This window comes from Cohnella sp. (assembly GCF_041641335.1).
Lineage (GTDB): Bacteria > Bacillota > Bacilli > Paenibacillales > Paenibacillaceae > Cohnella.
Genome location: NZ_JBEPYQ010000001.1, coordinates 108,570 through 125,749, shown reverse-complemented (window position 1 = coordinate 125,749; position 17,180 = coordinate 108,570). Strand labels below are relative to the sequence as shown.

General features: G+C 61.6%; 12 protein-coding genes. All 12 read left to right on the top strand.

The window, feature by feature from the left end; all coding sequences use genetic code 11:
• The first annotated feature begins 65 nt into the window (after positions 1–65).
• Entirely contained in the window at positions 66–1,412 is a 1,347-nt protein-coding gene (locus tag ACESLM_RS00540) for an alpha-L-fucosidase (protein ID WP_372628985.1), read from the top strand.
• Positions 1,413–1,436: 24 nt separating this feature from the next.
• Complete coding sequence (locus ACESLM_RS00535) at positions 1,437–2,510, top strand: Gfo/Idh/MocA family protein (protein ID WP_372628983.1); 1,074 nt, start codon at positions 1,437–1,439, stop codon at positions 2,508–2,510.
• A 29-nt stretch (positions 2,511–2,539) separates the two neighbouring features.
• Entirely contained in the window at positions 2,540–4,942 is a 2,403-nt protein-coding gene (locus ACESLM_RS00530; protein WP_372628981.1) for a glycoside hydrolase family 95 protein, read from the top strand.
• A gap of 204 nt (positions 4,943–5,146) precedes the next feature.
• The gene (locus tag ACESLM_RS00525; protein ID WP_372628979.1) at positions 5,147–6,991 is read left to right on the top strand and encodes a cache domain-containing sensor histidine kinase; all 1,845 of its coding nucleotides are present in this window, start codon (positions 5,147–5,149) and stop codon (positions 6,989–6,991) included.
• A gap of 115 nt (positions 6,992–7,106) precedes the next feature.
• Positions 7,107–8,450: an ABC transporter substrate-binding protein gene (locus tag ACESLM_RS00520; RefSeq protein WP_372628977.1), complete on the top strand. Its 1,344-nt coding sequence runs from the start codon at positions 7,107–7,109 to the stop codon at positions 8,448–8,450.
• Positions 8,451–8,560: 110 nt separating this feature from the next.
• Positions 8,561–9,430: a carbohydrate ABC transporter permease gene (locus ACESLM_RS00515; RefSeq protein ID WP_372628975.1), complete on the top strand. Its 870-nt coding sequence runs from the start codon at positions 8,561–8,563 to the stop codon at positions 9,428–9,430.
• Complete coding sequence (locus ACESLM_RS00510; protein WP_094045300.1) at positions 9,430–10,248, top strand: carbohydrate ABC transporter permease; 819 nt, start codon at positions 9,430–9,432, stop codon at positions 10,246–10,248. Before ACESLM_RS00515 ends, ACESLM_RS00510 begins: the two co-directional genes overlap by 1 nt.
• 63 nt (positions 10,249–10,311) lie before the next feature.
• Positions 10,312–11,874, top strand: coding sequence for a response regulator transcription factor (locus ACESLM_RS00505; RefSeq protein WP_372628973.1), 1,563 nt, complete (start codon positions 10,312–10,314; stop codon positions 11,872–11,874).
• Between the two features lie 46 nt (positions 11,875–11,920).
• The gene (locus ACESLM_RS00500) at positions 11,921–13,645 is read left to right on the top strand and encodes a glycoside hydrolase family protein (RefSeq protein ID WP_372628971.1); all 1,725 of its coding nucleotides are present in this window, start codon (positions 11,921–11,923) and stop codon (positions 13,643–13,645) included.
• Positions 13,646–13,694: 49 nt separating this feature from the next.
• Positions 13,695–14,417 (top strand): aspartate/glutamate racemase family protein, encoded by a 723-nt coding sequence (locus ACESLM_RS00495; RefSeq protein WP_372628969.1) that lies wholly within the window; start codon positions 13,695–13,697, stop codon positions 14,415–14,417.
• 49 nt (positions 14,418–14,466) lie between these two features.
• On the top strand, positions 14,467–15,726 hold the full coding sequence (locus tag ACESLM_RS00490; protein ID WP_372628967.1) for a ribulose-bisphosphate carboxylase large subunit family protein: 1,260 nt from the start codon (positions 14,467–14,469) through the stop codon (positions 15,724–15,726).
• Between the two features lie 7 nt (positions 15,727–15,733).
• Entirely contained in the window at positions 15,734–17,140 is a 1,407-nt protein-coding gene (locus tag ACESLM_RS00485) for a four-carbon acid sugar kinase family protein (RefSeq protein WP_372628965.1), read from the top strand.
• Positions 17,141–17,180: the final 40 nt, after the last annotated feature.

The following is a 17,180-nucleotide window of genomic DNA, read 5'->3' as shown; positions in this document are numbered from 1 at the left end:
CAGGAAACGCAGCGCGAAGACGATTCTATCCGGGTTCATAGACAGAGAGAAGAGGAGAGACCATGATGGCTAACGACAACGCCCAAGCGGGCGCGGCAGCGGCCCGGCAGGCCGTCTCGGCGGCGCACGATCCGCGCAGCGAGTGGTTCACGGAGGCGCGGTTCGGGCTGTACATTCACTGGGGGCTGTACGCTCTGGGAGCGCGCCACGAATGGATGCGGTCCCGAGAATTTCTGAGCAACGAGGAGTATGAGAAATATTTCCGGCATTTCGACCCCGATCTGTACGATCCGGCGAAATGGGCCAAGCTGGCGGGCGAAGCCGGGATGAAATATATGGTGGTGACGACCAAGCATCACGAGGGCTTCTGCCTGTGGGACTCCAAGCTGACCGATTACAAGGCGACCAATACGCCCTGCGGCAAGGATTTGCTGCGTCCGATGCTGGAGGCGTTCCGCGCGGAGGGCATTCGCACCGGGCTGTACTATTCGCTGCTGGATTGGCATCATCCCGACTATACGGTGGACGTCAAGCATCCGATGCGCTATGTCAAGGAATACGCGGCGCGTGACGCGCAACGGAACTGGCAGAACTATGTGAACTACATGCACGGCCAGACGAGGGAACTGCTGACGGAGTACGGGGACATCGACGTGCTGTTCCTGGATTTCTCCATTCCGTCCGAGGAGGGTTTCCCGGGAAAAGGGAAAGAAGAGTGGCAGAGCGAGCGATATGTAGAAATGGTGCGTTCGCTGCAGCCGAATACGCTGATTAACGATCGGCTCGGCGTGCCGGGCGACATTACGACGCCGGAGCAGTATCAGCCGCGGGAGCGGATCAAGGTCGACGGCAAGCCGGTGCTGTGGGAAGCCTGCCATACGTTCAGCGGCTCTTGGGGGTATTACCGGGACGAGGAATCCTGGAAGAGCACGGAGCAAATTCTCCGCATGCTGATCGATACGGTGAGCAAGGGCGGCAATTTCCTGCTGAACGTCGGTCCCAATGCGCGCGGCGAGCTGGACGAACGGGCGGTCGAACGGCTGGAAGAGATAGGAGTCTGGATGAGAAAGCATGCGCGCTCCGTTCACGGCTGCACCGCTGCTCCTTCTGAGCTGCCGGCCTGCCCGGAGGATTGCCGGTTCACGTACAATCCGAAGACGAATCGGCTGTATCTGCATCTGTTCGCATGGCCCTTCAAGCAGATTCATCTGCCGAATTTTTCGGGTCGGGTCGAGTACGCGCAACTGCTGGACGACGCTTCGGAAATCCGCATGGTGGAAGGCGAGAAGAAGCTGACAATGGAGGCGGGCGCGTTCGACGAAGGTCGTCCGGCCAATATGCTGACGCTGCAGCTTCCGGTCAAGCAGCCGAAGGCGGCGATTCCGGTCATCGAGCTGTTTTTGAAAAACTAGCGCGAACAGGGAGAGGAGATCACCATGAATAAAAAATACCGGATGGGCGTCATCGGCCTCGGAGAAGGCCGCAGCATCATGTCGGCCGCGCTGCAAAGCGAGCGGTGGGAGCTGGCGCAAGTATGCGATTTGAATGAAGAGTTGTGCCGCCAGCGGGCGCAGGAATTCGATTTTCATCATTGGACGACCTCTTACGAGGAGATGCTGGCCAACGACGACATCGACGTCATCGCGATCTATACGCCGGATCAGCTTCATGGCAAGCATATTACGCAGGCCGTCGAAGCCGGCAAGCACGCGATCTGCACGAAGCCGGTGCTGCCTTCGCTGGACGACGCGGCGAAGCTGCTCGCCTTCATGAAGCGGACGGACCGCAAGCTGTTTATCGGGCAGAGCACGCGTTATTTCGAGCCGATGCTTCATCAGCGCCGGGATTTCGAAGCCGGCCGTCACGGCGAGCTGTCAGTCGTGGAGGCCCATTACATTACGGACGGTCGCTGGTTTCTGGACAAAGGCTGGAGCAGGCAGAAGGGCTTCAGCTGGTTCCACGGCTTCATGATTCACGCGGTCGATCTCGTGCGCTGGTATCTTCCCGACGTGTCGGAGGTGTCCGGCTTCGCGCGGACGAGCGCCAATACGAAGGCGTTCGGTCTGGAGGCTTGGGATTCACTGCGCTTCGTCGCCCGCAACGAAGCGGGTCAGATCGCTTCGATGGCCGGGGATTACGCGCTGCCTGCGCTCGGGCAGCACGCCCAATCGCAGATCGGCTGCGTCCTTCGCGGCACGCAGGGGACGACTCGGGCGGAATACTCGAACCTGACCTATTATACGAATTTTGCCGGAGAAGAGCCGAAGGTGCATACTTTCGACGATAAGGAGCCCTACTATTTCCGCTTCGAGAACAAGAGCCACCATGCCGGAGAGTATCAGAACTATATCGAATACTTCGCGGACTGTCTCGACCGGGGCGAGGAGCCGCTGCCTGACGCGCGGGAAGCCATTCATACGCTGGCGTTCATGGAAGCGATGACCCGAAGCGTTCAGCGCGGAGGACAGCCGGTCAAGCTGGCCGAGGTGATCGCGGAGTACGGACTGTAGAAGGAACGGGAACGGGAGGCATTATCGGGATGGAGTTGAGATATAACAAGCCTGCCGAAGCGTGGACGGAAGCATTGCCGGTCGGCAACGGCCGGCTCGGCGGCATGGTGTTCGGCGGAATCGAGCAGGAGCGCGTCAGTCTGAACGAGGATACGCTGTGGTCGGGCTATCCGCGCGACTGGAACAATCCGCGGGCGTTGCAGGTTCTCCCCGAAGTGCGGCGGGCCGTGCTGGAGGAGCGTTACGAGGAGGCCGAGCGGCTCAGCAAGGCGGGCATGATGGGGCCTTATACGCAGGCCTACATGCCGCTGGGCGATTGGCATATTCGCTTCTATCACGGCCATTTCGCCGACGGCTACCGGCGTTCTCTGAATCTGGAGGACGCCTGCGCGACGGTCTCCTACGAGATCGGCGGCGTCCGCTATACGCGGGAGCTGTTCGCTTCGCATCCCGATCAGTCGCTGGTGTACCGTATTGCCGTGAATCAGCCGGGCAAGCTCGCCTTGAAGGCGTGGCTGGACAGCCCGCTGCGCTCGACGACGGCCTGGCGGGACGGCGGGGAGGACGAGGCTTTCTTCGCGGTACGGGGAGACTGTCCGTATGAGGTAAGCCCGAACTATGTGCACGATCCCGAGCCGGTCAAGTACGAGGCGGAAACGGACAGCCGCACGATCTCGTTCGAGGGCCGGCTGGCCTGCCGCGCGGATGCCGGCGCAAGGCTGAGGGTCGACCATACGGGCATCCATATCGAGCAGGCGACGGAGGTCGTGTTTTATTTTGCGGCGGGGACGAGCTTTGCCGGCTTCGATCGAATGCCGGATCGCGAGGCTTACCCTCCGGGCGGACTGACGGAGCGGCAGCTGCGGGAAGCGGCGGCGAGGCCGTTCGCGGAGCTGAAACGGCGGCATGAGGAAGATTATCGGCCGCGGTTTCGGCGCGTTCGCTTCCGCCTCGGTTCCAGCCTGCCCGAAGAGGAGCGGGCGACGGACGAGCGGCTGCGGCAACACGGGGCGCAGGACCCGGGGCTGGTAGCGCTGCTCGTACAATACGGCAGATACCTGCTGCTCGCATCCTCGCGCCCGGGCACGCAGCCGGCCAATTTGCAAGGGATTTGGAATCGGCATATTCGGCCGATCTGGAGCTGCAACTATACGCTGAACATCAATTTGCAAATGAATTACTGGCTGGCGGAAACGGCCAACCTGAGCGAATGCCATGAGCCGCTGCTCCGGTTCGTCGAGGATCTGTCCGTCACCGGGGAGGAAACGGCCCGCATTCATTACGGCTGCAGAGGCTGGACGGCGCATCACAATTCGGATGTGTGGCGGCAGTCCGCGCCTCCCGGCAACTACGGCGACGGCAATCCGCTGTGGGCGAATTGGCCGATGGGCGGCGTATGGTTGTGCCGGCATCTATGGGAGCATTATTTGTTCACGAGGGACGAATCGTTCTTGCGGCATAAGGCGTATCCGGTGCTCAGGAAGGCGGCGCTGTTCTGCCTTGATTGGGTGCAGCCTAACGGAGCCGGAGCGTATATGACCAATCCGTCTACTTCGCCGGAGCACCGCTTCCGGCTGCCGGACGGCAGAACGCCGGCGCTTACCGTTTCTTCCGCGATGGACATCAGCCTTATTCGCGAGTTGCTGGGTTTCTGCATCGAGGGGGCCGGGTTGCTGGGGCTGGAAGAGCCGCTTTTGCCGGAGCTGCGAGAGGTTCTGGAGAAGCTGCCCGAGACGGAGATCGGCAGCCGCGGGCAAGTTCAGGAATGGTATTCCGATTTTGCGGACGAGGACGAAGAACACCGCCACGTGTCTCATCTGTATGATCTGTTTCCCGGTTCGGCATGGGGAGAGAACCGGCAGGCCCATCTGTACGAGGCGGCAGGGCGAACGCTGGAGCTGCGGGGAGACGGCGGCACGGGCTGGAGCATCGGCTGGAAGATCGCCTTGTGGGCGCGCCTTCGCGACGGCAACCGCGCATTCGACATCGTGCGCCGTCTGCTGGTCGAAGTCGAGGACGACGGCGTCATGGATTTCCACCGGGGCGGCTTGTACGCGAACCTGTTCGTCGCGCATCCGCCGTTCCAGATCGACGGCAACTTCGGCGCCGCGGCGGGCATTTTCGAAATGCTGCTGCAATCGCACGAAGACCGGCTTGATCTGCTGCCGGCCTTGCCCGATGCTTGGCCGGAGGGAGAGATCGTCGGTTTGAAGGCGCGCGGCGGATTTACCGTCGACATGCAGTGGGAGCGGGGCCGGCTGAAGCGGGCGCTCGTTGCCTCGCCGGCGGATCAGCCGCTGCGCATCGCGTATCGGCACCCCGTTCGGGTGCTGTGCGCCGAGACCAGCGAGCCGCTTACCGGGGAAGCCGCTTCCGAGCATACGATTGCCGCGCGACAAGACCGGATCTACGAGATCCGGCCGGTAGATTGAAGGGGGGCAGCGCCGAACCCCCACCGATCGCCCGCTGTAGGCCGACTCAGTCGGGTGATCCCAATGCCCCCAATGCCCCCAATGCCCCGGATGCCCGACCCCGCGCGCGGGGCGATGGGGAATACGCACTGGTGATCCCGCTCCGATCGGTTTATAATTTGTAAAACATGAACGAGCGGCGTCGCAGAAGGGGGAGAAAAGAAGATGAAAGCAGGAGGAAATCCGACAGTCGCCAAAGTTCGCGACTTTTTCTCCCGAATTCGCACAGTCCTGCTTTTCAGCTATTTCGTCATTATTTTGCTGTCCATTGTCATCGTCGGCACCGTTTCGTTCACCATTTCCTCCTCTACGATCAAAGGCAGGGTCGAGTCGGCCAACGTGCAGATCGTCCGGCAGATCGCCAACAACATGGACAACGATTTTCGCAGCAAGCGCAATTTGCTGCTCGCTCCGTACTACGACCAGGAGTATATCGACGGCATCAACGCCTACCCGGAGATGAGCGAGCAGAACCAGTTCCTGTTCCGGCAGAAGCTGGAGAACCTGTATCTGAAGAGCTTCAACGCCACGCCGATCCGCGGCTTTATTCGCTTTCAAATCTATTATCGCAACGGGGAATTGCTGGCCGCCTCCAATGACTATAAACCGTGGACACCCGTTCAGGTTCGCAATTCCGAGTGGTTTCTGCGCACGGTGGCCAAGGACGGAGAGGTATTCTTCAACGGTCCCAGCTCGGGCGACGGCACGACCGACGCGGCCGCGACGGCGTATTCCTCGTCGATCCTGATCCGCGACTTCTCCAATCCGGAACGCTTCATCGTCGTGCGCGTCGAATACGGAGACGATCTGTTCCGGGCGATCGGCCGCAGCGACGACCTGTCCGCCGACAGCCGGATTCTCGTGCTGGACGGGCACAACGGTCTCGTCTACGATTCCCGGCCGGACGCTCCCGTTCCCGGGTCGCGGTTGCTGAACCGGCTGGACGGCCCCGAGGGCAAGTTCTGGACGGAAGGGGAGGACGAGGAGCAGTTCGTCTCGTACATCGTCTCCGAATCGACCGGCTGGAAAGCGGCCATCTTCACGCCGCGCCGGGACATTCTGGGCCCGATCGACAACATCAAAACGATCGTCATCGCCACGGCCGTCGTCGCCTTCGCGCTGACCTTTATTATCTCCGTCCTGTTCGGCCGCCGGATTACGCAGCCGATCCAGACGCTCTACAAGCACGTCAACCGCATCAAGCGCGGGGATTTCTCCGAACGGGTCGAGATCAAGCGAGCCGACGAGATCGGCCTGATCGCCGCCAACTTCAACGCGATGCAGGACGAGCTGCGCAATCTGATCGAGAACAAATACGTCAACCAGATCAAGCTGCGGGAAGTGGAGCTGGCGATGCTGTATTCGCAGATCAACCCGCACTTCCTGTACAACACGCTCGACATCATCAAGGCGATGGCCGACTATCACCGGGCTTCGGAGATCGGGGATATCGCCCAGGCGCTCGCCGATATGTTCCGCTACAACACGCGCAACCGCGATGAGGTCGTCACGCTGCAGGAGGAGCTGGACCAGATCGAGGCGTACATGAAAATCCAAAGCATCCGCTTCGACGACAAAATCGCCTACGAGGCGGACGTGGACGAGAGCCTGTACAATTACCCGGTGTTAAAAATGACGCTGCAGCCGCTCGTCGAAAACGCGGTCTTCCACGGTCTGGAGCGCAAGCGGGGCAAAGGAACGATAAGAGTCGCGGCGATGAAGGAGGAGGGGCGCTTCGCGCTGATCGTGGCCGACGACGGCGTCGGCATGTCGGAGCAGCGGCTCGCCGACCTGCGGACGAAGCTGAAGCAGTCGCTGCACCGGGAGGAAGCCGTATCCGTCGCCGAGGGCGGCATCGGCGTCCGCAACGTCTACGCCCGCTACGCCATCCAGTTTGGGGACAGGCTCGGCTTCGAGGTGGACAGCCGCAAGGGAGCCGGAACGAGAATCAGGCTGTCTCTGCCCTTCGACGAACACGCGGGAGGGCTTCCGGACCCTTCCGGACGATGAAGTCGGATTATTCAACAAAACGGGTCGATTTTATGAATGGGGTTACAGAAAACGCTTCCCTTATAATGAAAGCGTAACCAGAAGGAACATACTTTAAGGGAGGTTCACCAACGATATGAAAAAGATGAAAGCGGTATCCGCGGCGGTGGCCATCGGTCTGCTGGGCGCATCCCTCGCGGCTTGCGGCGGCGGCAACGGAAACGACAAAGGCGCTTCTCCTTCGGCTTCCGCCGGCGGAGCGTCCGAAAGCCCGAAAAACAGCAATCCGGTCACGCTGACGTTCGTCATCTCGAACACCGAGGATACGACGGCGTTCAACAAAGTATTCGAGACTTACGAGCAGCAGACCGGCAACAAAGTCGAGCTTCAGGCGCTGCCGGGCGGGGATTACGACAATCTGATCAAGACGCGCTTCTCCACCGGCGATTTTCCCGACCTGTTCCTCATGCAGCCGGGAACGAAGCAGTACGTCAAGCTGAGAGCCGCGGAGACGCTGCACGAATGGTCCGGCGAGTCCGGCATCTGGGACAACGTATTCGATTCGATCAAGCAAGCCCAGGTGGAAAACGATAAAATCTTCGGCGTTCCGTACGGCTCCACCGGCATGATGGGCGTGTTCTACAACAAGGAAGTGTTCAAGCAAGCGGGCGTGGACGTGCCGGCCAATTACGCCGACCTGGTCGAGATCGCCAAGAAAATCAAGGCGGCCGGCTTCACGCCGTTCTACGAAGGCGTTAAAGACGCTTGGCCTCCGCAAGTGTTCTACTACACCGGCTGGGTGACGCAGGTTGATCCGGCAATCGGCGACGAAGGCGTCGCCAAGCTGAACCGCAACGAGCTGAAGTTCGCCGACATTCCCGAGCTGAGAGATCTGTTCGCGAAGCAGAAGGAATTGAAGGAGCTGGACCTGTACCAGAAGAACGTCATGGCCGGCACGTACGACGAAATGCAGAACGAGATGGGCGACGGCAAAGTGGCGATGGCCTTCATGCTGGACGGCATCGTCTCGCAGATGGAGCAGAAATTCGGCAAAGACTGGGTAACGAACAACCTCGGGTTCTTCCCGTTCCCATCCGCGACCGATCAGGGCATCGCCATGATCACCCCTCCGAACCAGCTGATGGTGCCGGAAAAAGCGAAAAACAGGGACGCCGCGATCGAACTGGTGAAATTCATGCTGCAGCCGGACAACGTCAATCTGTTTTACGCGAACAAACCGGGCATTCCGATTTTCGAAGGTGCGACAAGCGAGCTGTATCCGGTGCAGGAAGACGTCAAGGCGTACATCGACGCCGGCAAGTCCCGCGTCAACATCCAGAACCGTCTGACCGCTTCGTTCGTGGACTTCTCGAAGACGCTGCAAAACTTCTTCCTTAAAGGCGATATCGACGAGGCGATCGAAGAATTCGGCGCCAACTATCAGAAAGACGGCAAGGCCAAGCTGCTGGAAGGCTTCTGATTCCGGGCCGGCCCCGCTCATAGACAAAAATAGATAAGGGGCCGTCTCCGCCGGAAGACCGCGGTTTACCGGCGAAGCGGCCCCGTCCAACTTGGGAGGAGGAGGGGAACATGGAAAGGCGCAAATACCCGCTTTATTTTTCCTATCCCGCCGTTGCCGTTTTTCTGCTGTTTTTTATCGCCCCGACTCTGATCGGAGTGTATTACAGCTTTACGAACTGGAACATTAACGCCGATTCGGTCAAGTTCATTGGCTTCGACAATTACGCGGCTCTTTTCCAGGAACCTAGACTGGGAAAGGCGCTCAGCAATACATTGATTTTCGCGGCTGCCGTTACCGTTCTGCAGAACGTCATCGGATTCGCGCTCGCGCTCGTCATGAACGAGTCGATCCGGATGAGGAACTTTTTTCGCACGGTGTTCTTCATGCCTTACGTCATCGCTCCGATCATTATCGGCTACGTGTTCCGAGCGATCTACCATCCGGAACACGGCATCGTCAACAAACTTCTGGAGGGCGTCGGTCTCGGCTTCATGGCCCAGGACTGGCTCAACGATCCGAAGTGGGCGTTGTTCTCGATTATCATTACGGACCTGTGGAAGGTCTCTGGCTTTGCGATGGTCATCTATCTCGCCGGGCTGCAGTTCATTCCGAAGGATCTGCTGGAGAGCGCGGCGATCGACGGAGCCAACTACTGGCACCGCCTCAAAAATATCATCCTGCCGCTCATCGCCTCGTCGACGACGGTCAACATTTTGCTGTCGCTCATCGGCTCGATGAAGGTGTTCGAGATGGTCATGGTGCTGACGGACGGCGGTCCGGGCTACACGACCGAAGTGTTCTACACGTATATCCGCAGCACGTTCAGCATGGGAGAAATGGGCTATTCGACGGCGATCAACCTGGTGCTGTTCGCGCTTGTCACTCTCGTCGGCCTGCCGGTGCTGGCGGCGCTTAAGAAGCGGGAGGTGGAGATGTGATGAGGCGGGGAGGCAAACAACTCGCGCTGTATCTCGTCGTCCTGCTCGGAGCGCTCGTCATTCTCGTTCCGTTCTATATGATACTCGTCAACTCGTTCAAGGGCATTCGGGAATCGGCGCTGTTCGGCATGGGGCTGCCGTCGGAATGGCTGTTCGCCAACTATGAGAAGGTGTTCGAGCAAGGGAATATTGTGCGCGGGTTCAAAAACAGCTTCCTGCTCGCGGGGCTGACCGTGCTGTGCGTCAACCTGTTCGCCTCGATGGCCGCCTTCGTCATCCAGCGCCGGGACGACCGGCTGATGCGGAGCCTGTACCTGACGTTCATTATCGGGCTGATCGTGCCGGTATCGATCGTGCCCACGATCCGGCTGATGGACATTCTGGGCATCAAGGGAACGTATTTCAGCATGATCATGTATTACACGGCCGTGCTGCTGCCGTTCTCGGTGTTCCTGCTGGTCGGCTTCATGAAGCAGATTCCGCGCGAGCTGGACGAGGCGGCGATGATCGAGGGAGCGGGCTTCTTCCGGCTGTACTTCCGGATTATTCTGCCGCTGCTGATCACGGTGCTGGTAACGGTGTCGATCGTCGTCATCGTGTCGGTGTGGAACGACTTCTTCGGGCCGTTCTATCTGGTGACGGACAGCACCAAGTGGACGATCGTGCTGCAAATTTTCAATTTCGTATCGCTGTACAACACGAACTGGGGCGTCGTGTTCGCGTTCATGGTCATCGTCGTGCTGCCGGTGCTGCTCGTGTACTTGCTGCTGCAGCGCTACATCATCGACGGCTTGACCGCCGGTTCGGTCAAAGGCTAGGGCGACGGCGGCAACGCGGAGAAAACCGGCCCAGGAAGGCCGCGAAAAAGGAGGAGGTCCGGCATGCGCAAAGTGATGGTGGTCGACGACGAGAAATGGGTCCGGCGCGGGCTCATCCAATCGATCCCTTGGGAGCGGCTCGGCCTCCTGCTGGCCGGCGAGGCGGCGGACGGCCAGGACGCTTACGAAATGGCGCTGGAGCAGAAGCCGGACCTGCTTTTCCTGGACATGAGGATGCCAGGCCTGGACGGCAAGGAGCTGCTGGCGCTGCTGGACGCCGAGCTGCCGGAGCTGCTTACGATCGTCGTCAGCGGCTATTCGGATTTCGAATATACGAAGCAGGCGATTCGCCATCGCGCCTTCGATTATTTGCTTAAGCCGGTCAAGAAGGAGGAGCTCGCCGACGTGCTGGACAAGGCGGTGGCGGAGCTTGACCGGAGGGAGGAGCAGCGGAGGATGGCCGCGGAGAGCCGACAGGACGACGGCTGGTTCCGCGACCTGCTGCTGGAGCGCGCGGAAGCGCCGGCTTCGTGGGCGGGCTTGTCGACGGCCGGCTTCGTCGCCCGGGCCGACCGGTACGGGGAGGACGGGGGAGACGCGGACACGCTGCGCGCTTTGCGGGAGAAGCTCGTTCGGGAACGGACGTTTTATTTCGGCGGGGAGTGGGAGCTGGCGCTGTCGCCGGCTCCGGACGGCGGTCCGGAAACGGTCGGGGCCGTCGCCGCGCGCAATCTGGCTCCGGGAGAGCTGCGCCGGCTGCTTGCCGCCGCCCAGGCCGAGTGGAAGCGAACGGACGGCGTCGGCCGCAGCATCGGCGTCAGCGAGGAAGGGCCAGCGGAGGCGAACTGCCTGCGGAAGGCTTACGCTCAAGCGCAAGCCGCGCTCGCCGGACGCAGGCTTCATGCGAAGGAAGCGCTCTTGTTCGCGGGATCGTGCGAAGGCGCGCCCGCGGCGGAGCCCTATCCGCAGAAGCGGGAGCAGGCGTTTCTGCTTGCGCTGCAGATGGGCAGCCGGGAAGAAGCCGGGCGGGAATTCGAGCTGCTGATGGCTTCCCTCTGCGGAGAGTCGGCGACGGTGGATCGGATGCAGCGGGGAGCGATCCTGCTCGTCCACGCGCTGGAGCGCCAGCTGCGCGCCAACGATTCCAGCCTGGAGATCGTCTGCGGGAAACATCCGCTGGAGCTGACGGAAGCGCTGCGGCGCAGAGTCGATCCGAATTCCGTGCGGGCGCTGTTCGAGAACGAGATCATTCCGGCCGCGCTGGCCGCGGCGGAGAGGCAAGGGGCGACGCAGGGGGAGCGGACCGTCCGCGAGGTTCTGAAGCTGATCGAGACGCATTTCGACCAGCCGCTGTCGCTGCAGCACATCGCGGAAAGCCGGTTCGTCAATCCCGACTATTTGAGCCGGCTGTTCAAGAAAACGACCGGCCACAACTTCGTCGATTATTTGACCGTTATACGCATCCGCAAGGCGATGGAGCTGATGCGGGTTCCGACTTATAAAAACTACGAGATCGCCCGGAAAGTCGGGTACGAGGACTATCGATATTTCAGTCAGATTTTCAAGAAGAAGACCGGCAAGACGATCGGGGAATTCCGCAGCGAATTCGTCACGGGTAAAACGTAAACGAAACGATACAGGCACGACAAGCATGGAAGAGGAGAGATGGAACATGGCAAAACGAATGATTCCCGATACGCTGATGCTGGAGGAACGGGCCGGACACGCGCTGAACGCGATGGCGGGCATGTCCGATCCGGATTTTCACGGCTATCCTTTTTTCGCCGCCAACCTGATGTCCGATCCGGCCAACATGACGCACGGGGACTGGGATTTCGGCTCGTCGCACGGACGGATGATCGACGGCATGATTTTGGCCCGACACATGTCGGGAGAGACGCTGGGCGAGGAGATCGAGGCCAAGTACCGCGAAAATCTGCTAACGTTCTTCAAGGAAGACGGACTTAGCTATCGTCAGCACAATCCGAATTTCGATTGGGAGCAGAACGCGAACCTGATCGACCAGCGAGCCGTCATTCTGTCGCTTACGACTTGGTATATGACGAGCGGCGATCCGAAGGTCAAGGAGGCGGCCGACCGCCATGTGGCCGCGCTGAAGCGGATTGCGATCAAGGAGCGGGAGGTGTGGTACTATCCGGCTTCCGAATACAAGGAGGGCGGCTGGCCGTCGCGCAACGCCGCGCTGCTCCGGCTTGCCCCCGATCCGGCCGCGTTCTGCGGACGGCTCATCATGCCGCTGCTCAAATATCACGAGGTGACGGGCAGCAAGGACGCCTTCGAGCTGTGCCGGTTCTTCACGGCGCTAATCGTCGAGCGAAGCGGCGTATTTAACGCGGACGGCAGCTTTAACGACGCGCTGGCGTACCGCAGCGGCCACTTCCATACCCGCCTCGGCACGCTCGACGCGATCGCGCGTTTCGGCGAGTTCACGGCCGACGCCAAGCTGATCGCCTGGGTCGAGAAGAGCTACGCGTGGGCGCTGACCAAGTGTACCGCGTTCGGGTGGACGCCGGGCGATCTGAAGGAGCAGGCGTACGAGCACGAAACTTGCTCGCTCGTCGATCTGATCGCGACCGGAATTACGCTGGCGAAGAACGGCTACACGAAATATTGGGGAACGGTGGAACGGTTCCTGCGCAATCATTTGACGGAGTCGCAGCTGCTCGACCTCGATTGGGTGAAGGAGACGGACGACAAGTCGGGCAACGTGCCGGGCCATATCAGCTATACCGACGTCGCCAAGCGCACCCGGGGCGCGTTCGCCGGCTACTCCGCCCCGAACGACTTCTGCTGCGACGTTAACCACGGCCGCGGCCACACGAACGACCTGCAAATCTGCTGCCTCGGCTCCGGCACCCGCGGCCTGTACATGGGCTGGAGCAATACGATTACCGAGCGCGGCGGCAACGTGAGCGTGAACTTCCTGCTGAACCGCGGCTCCGTCTGGCTCGACGTCGACAGCTATTTGCCGCATGAAGGAAAAGTCGTGCTGCACGTGCACAAGGACATTGCCGAGCTGCGAATCCGCATTCCGGAGTGGGCCGGCTACACGAAGGTCAACATCGTTCGCGAACGCGGCGGCAACGTCTCGGAGGGGCGCGGCATGGACCCGAGCAGCTGGATCAACGAACACTTCCTGCTGCTGGGCGAAGCTTCCGAAGGGGAGACGATTACGGTGACGTTCCCGCTGGATACCCGCACGACCGTAGAGACGGCGATCGGCCAGACGTTCCTGACCCAGTGGCGCGGCGACGACGTCGTCGGCATCTCGCCGGAGGGACGCTACCATCCGTTCTACAGCGGGCGCAAGGTGTACGATGCCGCTCCGATACGCGAGGGCGACTATCGGCGGCTGGACAACGAGATCGTATGGTAAGGGGCGGAACGCTGTCCTGAGCAGAGGTTTATAAAGGAGGATTCAGACGATGAAAACCGTCGTTGCCGTATATACCGGCCAAGGGCTGGCCGATCCGCTGAAGGCCGTCTTCCGGGAAGTGCTTCCGGATGTGAGGCTCGTCAACCTCATTGACGATTCCCTCATCGGGGACGTCGTCAAGGCGGGACATATCCCGCCGGGAGTCGCTCGCAGGCTCGTGCAGTATTTCCATAACGGCGAGGAGATCGGAGCCGACGTCATTCTGAATACGTGCTCGTCGGTCGGCGAAGTCGCCGACGAGGCGCGCAAGCTGATCGGCGTCCCGATCGTCAAGATCGACGACGCGATGGCCGCGAAGGCGGCCGCGGCTTACGACCGCGTCGCCGTCCTGGCCACGCTGCCGTCGACGCTGAAACCGACGATGCGCCTAATCGAGAAGAAAGCGGCCGAGCTGGGACGCGAAGTCAAGCTCGTCAACGGACTGGCTGAAGGGGCATTCGAGGCGCTGACCGGCGGCAAGCCGGAGGAGCATGATCGGATTCTGCTCGAGACCGCGCTTCGCGTCGCGCGGGACGCGGACGCGATCGTGCTGGCCCAAGGCTCGATGGCTCGGATGGAGAAGGCATTGGCCGCGGAGACGGGCAAGCCGGTGCTGTCCAGCCCGCGCCTCGGCGTCGAGCAGGTGAAGATGACGCTGGAGAAGCTGAGCCGGGGGGAGCCGGTCGGAAAGCCGGTCTTCGGCGAAAGCGGCGATCTGCCGCCGGTATGCTGAGAGACGGCACGGGAGTCGAAATCGCGGGAGGATTTAGGGGGAACGGAAAATGAGCGAAGAACGCGTCAAGGCGGTCTATTTGGCGGAAACGCCGTATTCGCTGGAGAAGGCGGCGCAGATTATCGCGGGGGAGCAGTCGACGGGAACGTTCACGGCGGTGCCCGGAGAGACGGATGCGCTTAAGGAGCGGCATGCCGCCAGAGTGGAGGCGATCGAGCCGCTGGAGGAGGCGGACGCTCCTTCCCTGCCAGGCGCGAAGCCGCCGCATAGGCACGACGGCAAATATCGGAGAGGTTATGTGACGGTGTCGTTCCCGCTGCATAACTTCGGCCCGTCGATTCCGAACCTGATGTCGGCGGTGGCGGGCAATCTATACGAGCTGCGGGAGCTGTCGGGCCTTCGGCTCGTCGATCTGGAGCTGCCGGATTCTTTTGCGAAGCGGTATCCGGGGCCGAAATTCGGCATCGAAGGCACGCGGAGACTGACGGGCGTCTACGGGCGTCCGATTCTCGGCACGATCGTGAAGCCGAGCGTCGGGCTGTCGCCGGAGGAGCTCGGCAAGCTGGTGTACGAGCTGGCGCTGGCCGGCATGGATTTTATCAAGGATGACGAGCTGAACGCCGATCCGCCGTATTTTCCGTTGGAGCTGAAGGTCAAGACGGTGATGGAGGCGGTGGAGCGCGCGGCGGACGTCACCGGGCGCAAGCTTATGTACGCGTTCAACATCACCGGGGACATCGACGAACTGAAAGCCAATCATGATCTGGTCGTCCAGGCCGGCGGAACGTGCGTGATGGTCAGCATATTAAGCGTCGGCCTGGCCGGCCTGGCTTATTTGAACGGCTACAGCGAGGTGCCGATTCACGGCCACCGCAACCAATGGGGCATGCTGACGCGGGCGCCGCTGCTCGGCTTCGAGTTTGCCGCTTACCAGAAGCTTTGCCGGCTGGCCGGAGCGGATCAGCTGCACGTCAACGGACTGAACAGCAAGTTTTACGAGAGCAACGAGTCGGTGCTCCGCTCGATCAAGGCGTGCACAACTCCGCTGTTCGGAGGTTACGAGGCGATGCCTGTCGTGTCTTCGGCCCAGTGGGCGGGAACGGCTCCGGCCACCTACGAGGCGACCGGCAGCGTCGACGTCATGCATCTGGCGGGCGGCGGCATGCTGGCGCATCCGGACGGACCCGCGGCGGGCTTCGAGAGCATGAAGCTCGGCTGGGAGGCAGCGGTCCAAGGCATCCCGCTGGATCGTTATGCGCTTGAGCATCCGTTCCTGCAGCGGGCCATCGACAAATACGGGAAGGGCTGATCGCGGGATGAATGCGAACGATGCGGGGCGTGAGGCTGCCGGAAAGGGGCGGCAGATCTGTTATTACGGCGACGACTTTACCGGGTCGACGGACGTGCTGGAGGCGTTGTTTCGCTCCGGCATGAAGCCGGTGCTGTTTCTGGAGCCGCCGACGGCTGAGCAGCTGGACGGCCGGTTCGCTTGGGCGGACGCCTTCGGCGTAGCCGGCGTCGGCCGGTCGATGTCCCCGGACGAGATGGAGCGCGAATTGCGGCCGATCTTCGAAACGCTGAAGGGCGCTGGAGCGCCGATCGTGCATTACAAAATCTGCTCGACGTTCGATTCCTCTCCGGACACCGGCAGCATCGGCAAAGCGGCGGAGATCGGCCGGCAGGTGTTCGGCGGGCGGCGCTATGTTCCGCTGCTCGTAGGCGTGCCGTATTTGGGCCGGTATACGTTGTTCGGCCAGCATTTCGCGACGGCGGGGGACAAGGTGCGCCGGCTTGACCGCCATCCGACGATGTCGCGTCATCCGGTAACGCCGATGGACGAGGCGGATCTGCTTGTGCACTTATCCAAGCAGACGTCGCTGCGAGCGGTGTTGATGGACATCCTGGCGCTCGACGGCGAGATCGGGGAAGTCCGTTCCCGGATAGAGGCGCTGCTGCGGGACGAGGCGCCGGATATCGTACTGTTCGACGCGTTCGACGAGAAGCGGCTGCGGACGGTCGGCCGATTGATGCTGGAGGAGGCGGCGGAGCGTCCCGAGCCGCTGTTTGTCATCGGCTCGTCGGGCGTCGAGTACGCGCTTGGCGGATACGGGTCGGAGAACGGCGTTTCTTCGGATGCGTCAGTTCGGGAGGCGTCGGTCGACGCTGTCGAACGCCTGCTTGTCGTCTCCGGCAGCTGTTCGCCGGTCACGGAGAAGCAGATCGCCGAGGCGACGGAAGCCGGCTTCGCCGGCATTCGCGTGCCGGTGCACGAGCTGATCCGCCCGGAGCTTGCGGGCGGGGCGAGGAGTCGGCTGCTGCAGGAGGCCAGGGAGGCGCTGCTCGCCGGCCGGAGCGTCGTGCTGTACTCCGCTTCCGGACCGTCCGATCCGAGCATCGCGGAGCTGCGCTTGGCGCTGGAAAACCAAGGCCTGCGGGCCGAGGACAGCAGCCGGGTGCTCGGGGCCGAGCTGGGCTCGCTCACCCGGGCGCTGGTCGAGGAAGCGGGGCTGTCTCGCGTGCTGATCGCCGGCGGGGATACGTCCGGGTACGTCGCGCGGGAGCTCGGCATTTACGCGCTGGAGTGCGTATCCGCGCTTGCGCCGGGAGCCCCGCTCTGCCGGGCGTTCTCGAACGAGGCGGCGCTGGACGGCCTGGAACTCGTGCTCAAGGGCGGCCAGGTCGGAGGAGAACGCTTTTTCGAACGGGTGCTTCGGGGACGCTGACGGACGAGAAAAACGAGTCGCTTGCGAAGCAGGCGGCTGC

Coding starts and splice junctions, on each gene's coding strand:
- ACESLM_RS00540 (WP_372628985.1), top strand. CDS start 66: ATGGCTAACGACAACGCCCAAGCGGGCGCGGCAGCGGCCCGGCAGGCC.
- ACESLM_RS00535 (WP_372628983.1), top strand. CDS start 1,437: ATGAATAAAAAATACCGGATGGGCGTCATCGGCCTCGGAGAAGGCCGC.
- ACESLM_RS00530 (WP_372628981.1), top strand. CDS start 2,540: ATGGAGTTGAGATATAACAAGCCTGCCGAAGCGTGGACGGAAGCATTG.
- ACESLM_RS00525 (WP_372628979.1), top strand. CDS start 5,147: ATGAAAGCAGGAGGAAATCCGACAGTCGCCAAAGTTCGCGACTTTTTC.
- ACESLM_RS00520 (WP_372628977.1), top strand. CDS start 7,107: ATGAAAAAGATGAAAGCGGTATCCGCGGCGGTGGCCATCGGTCTGCTG.
- ACESLM_RS00515 (WP_372628975.1), top strand. CDS start 8,561: ATGGAAAGGCGCAAATACCCGCTTTATTTTTCCTATCCCGCCGTTGCC.
- ACESLM_RS00510 (WP_094045300.1), top strand. CDS start 9,430: ATGAGGCGGGGAGGCAAACAACTCGCGCTGTATCTCGTCGTCCTGCTC.
- ACESLM_RS00505 (WP_372628973.1), top strand. CDS start 10,312: ATGCGCAAAGTGATGGTGGTCGACGACGAGAAATGGGTCCGGCGCGGG.
- ACESLM_RS00500 (WP_372628971.1), top strand. CDS start 11,921: ATGGCAAAACGAATGATTCCCGATACGCTGATGCTGGAGGAACGGGCC.
- ACESLM_RS00495 (WP_372628969.1), top strand. CDS start 13,695: ATGAAAACCGTCGTTGCCGTATATACCGGCCAAGGGCTGGCCGATCCG.
- ACESLM_RS00490 (WP_372628967.1), top strand. CDS start 14,467: ATGAGCGAAGAACGCGTCAAGGCGGTCTATTTGGCGGAAACGCCGTAT.
- ACESLM_RS00485 (WP_372628965.1), top strand. CDS start 15,734: ATGAATGCGAACGATGCGGGGCGTGAGGCTGCCGGAAAGGGGCGGCAG.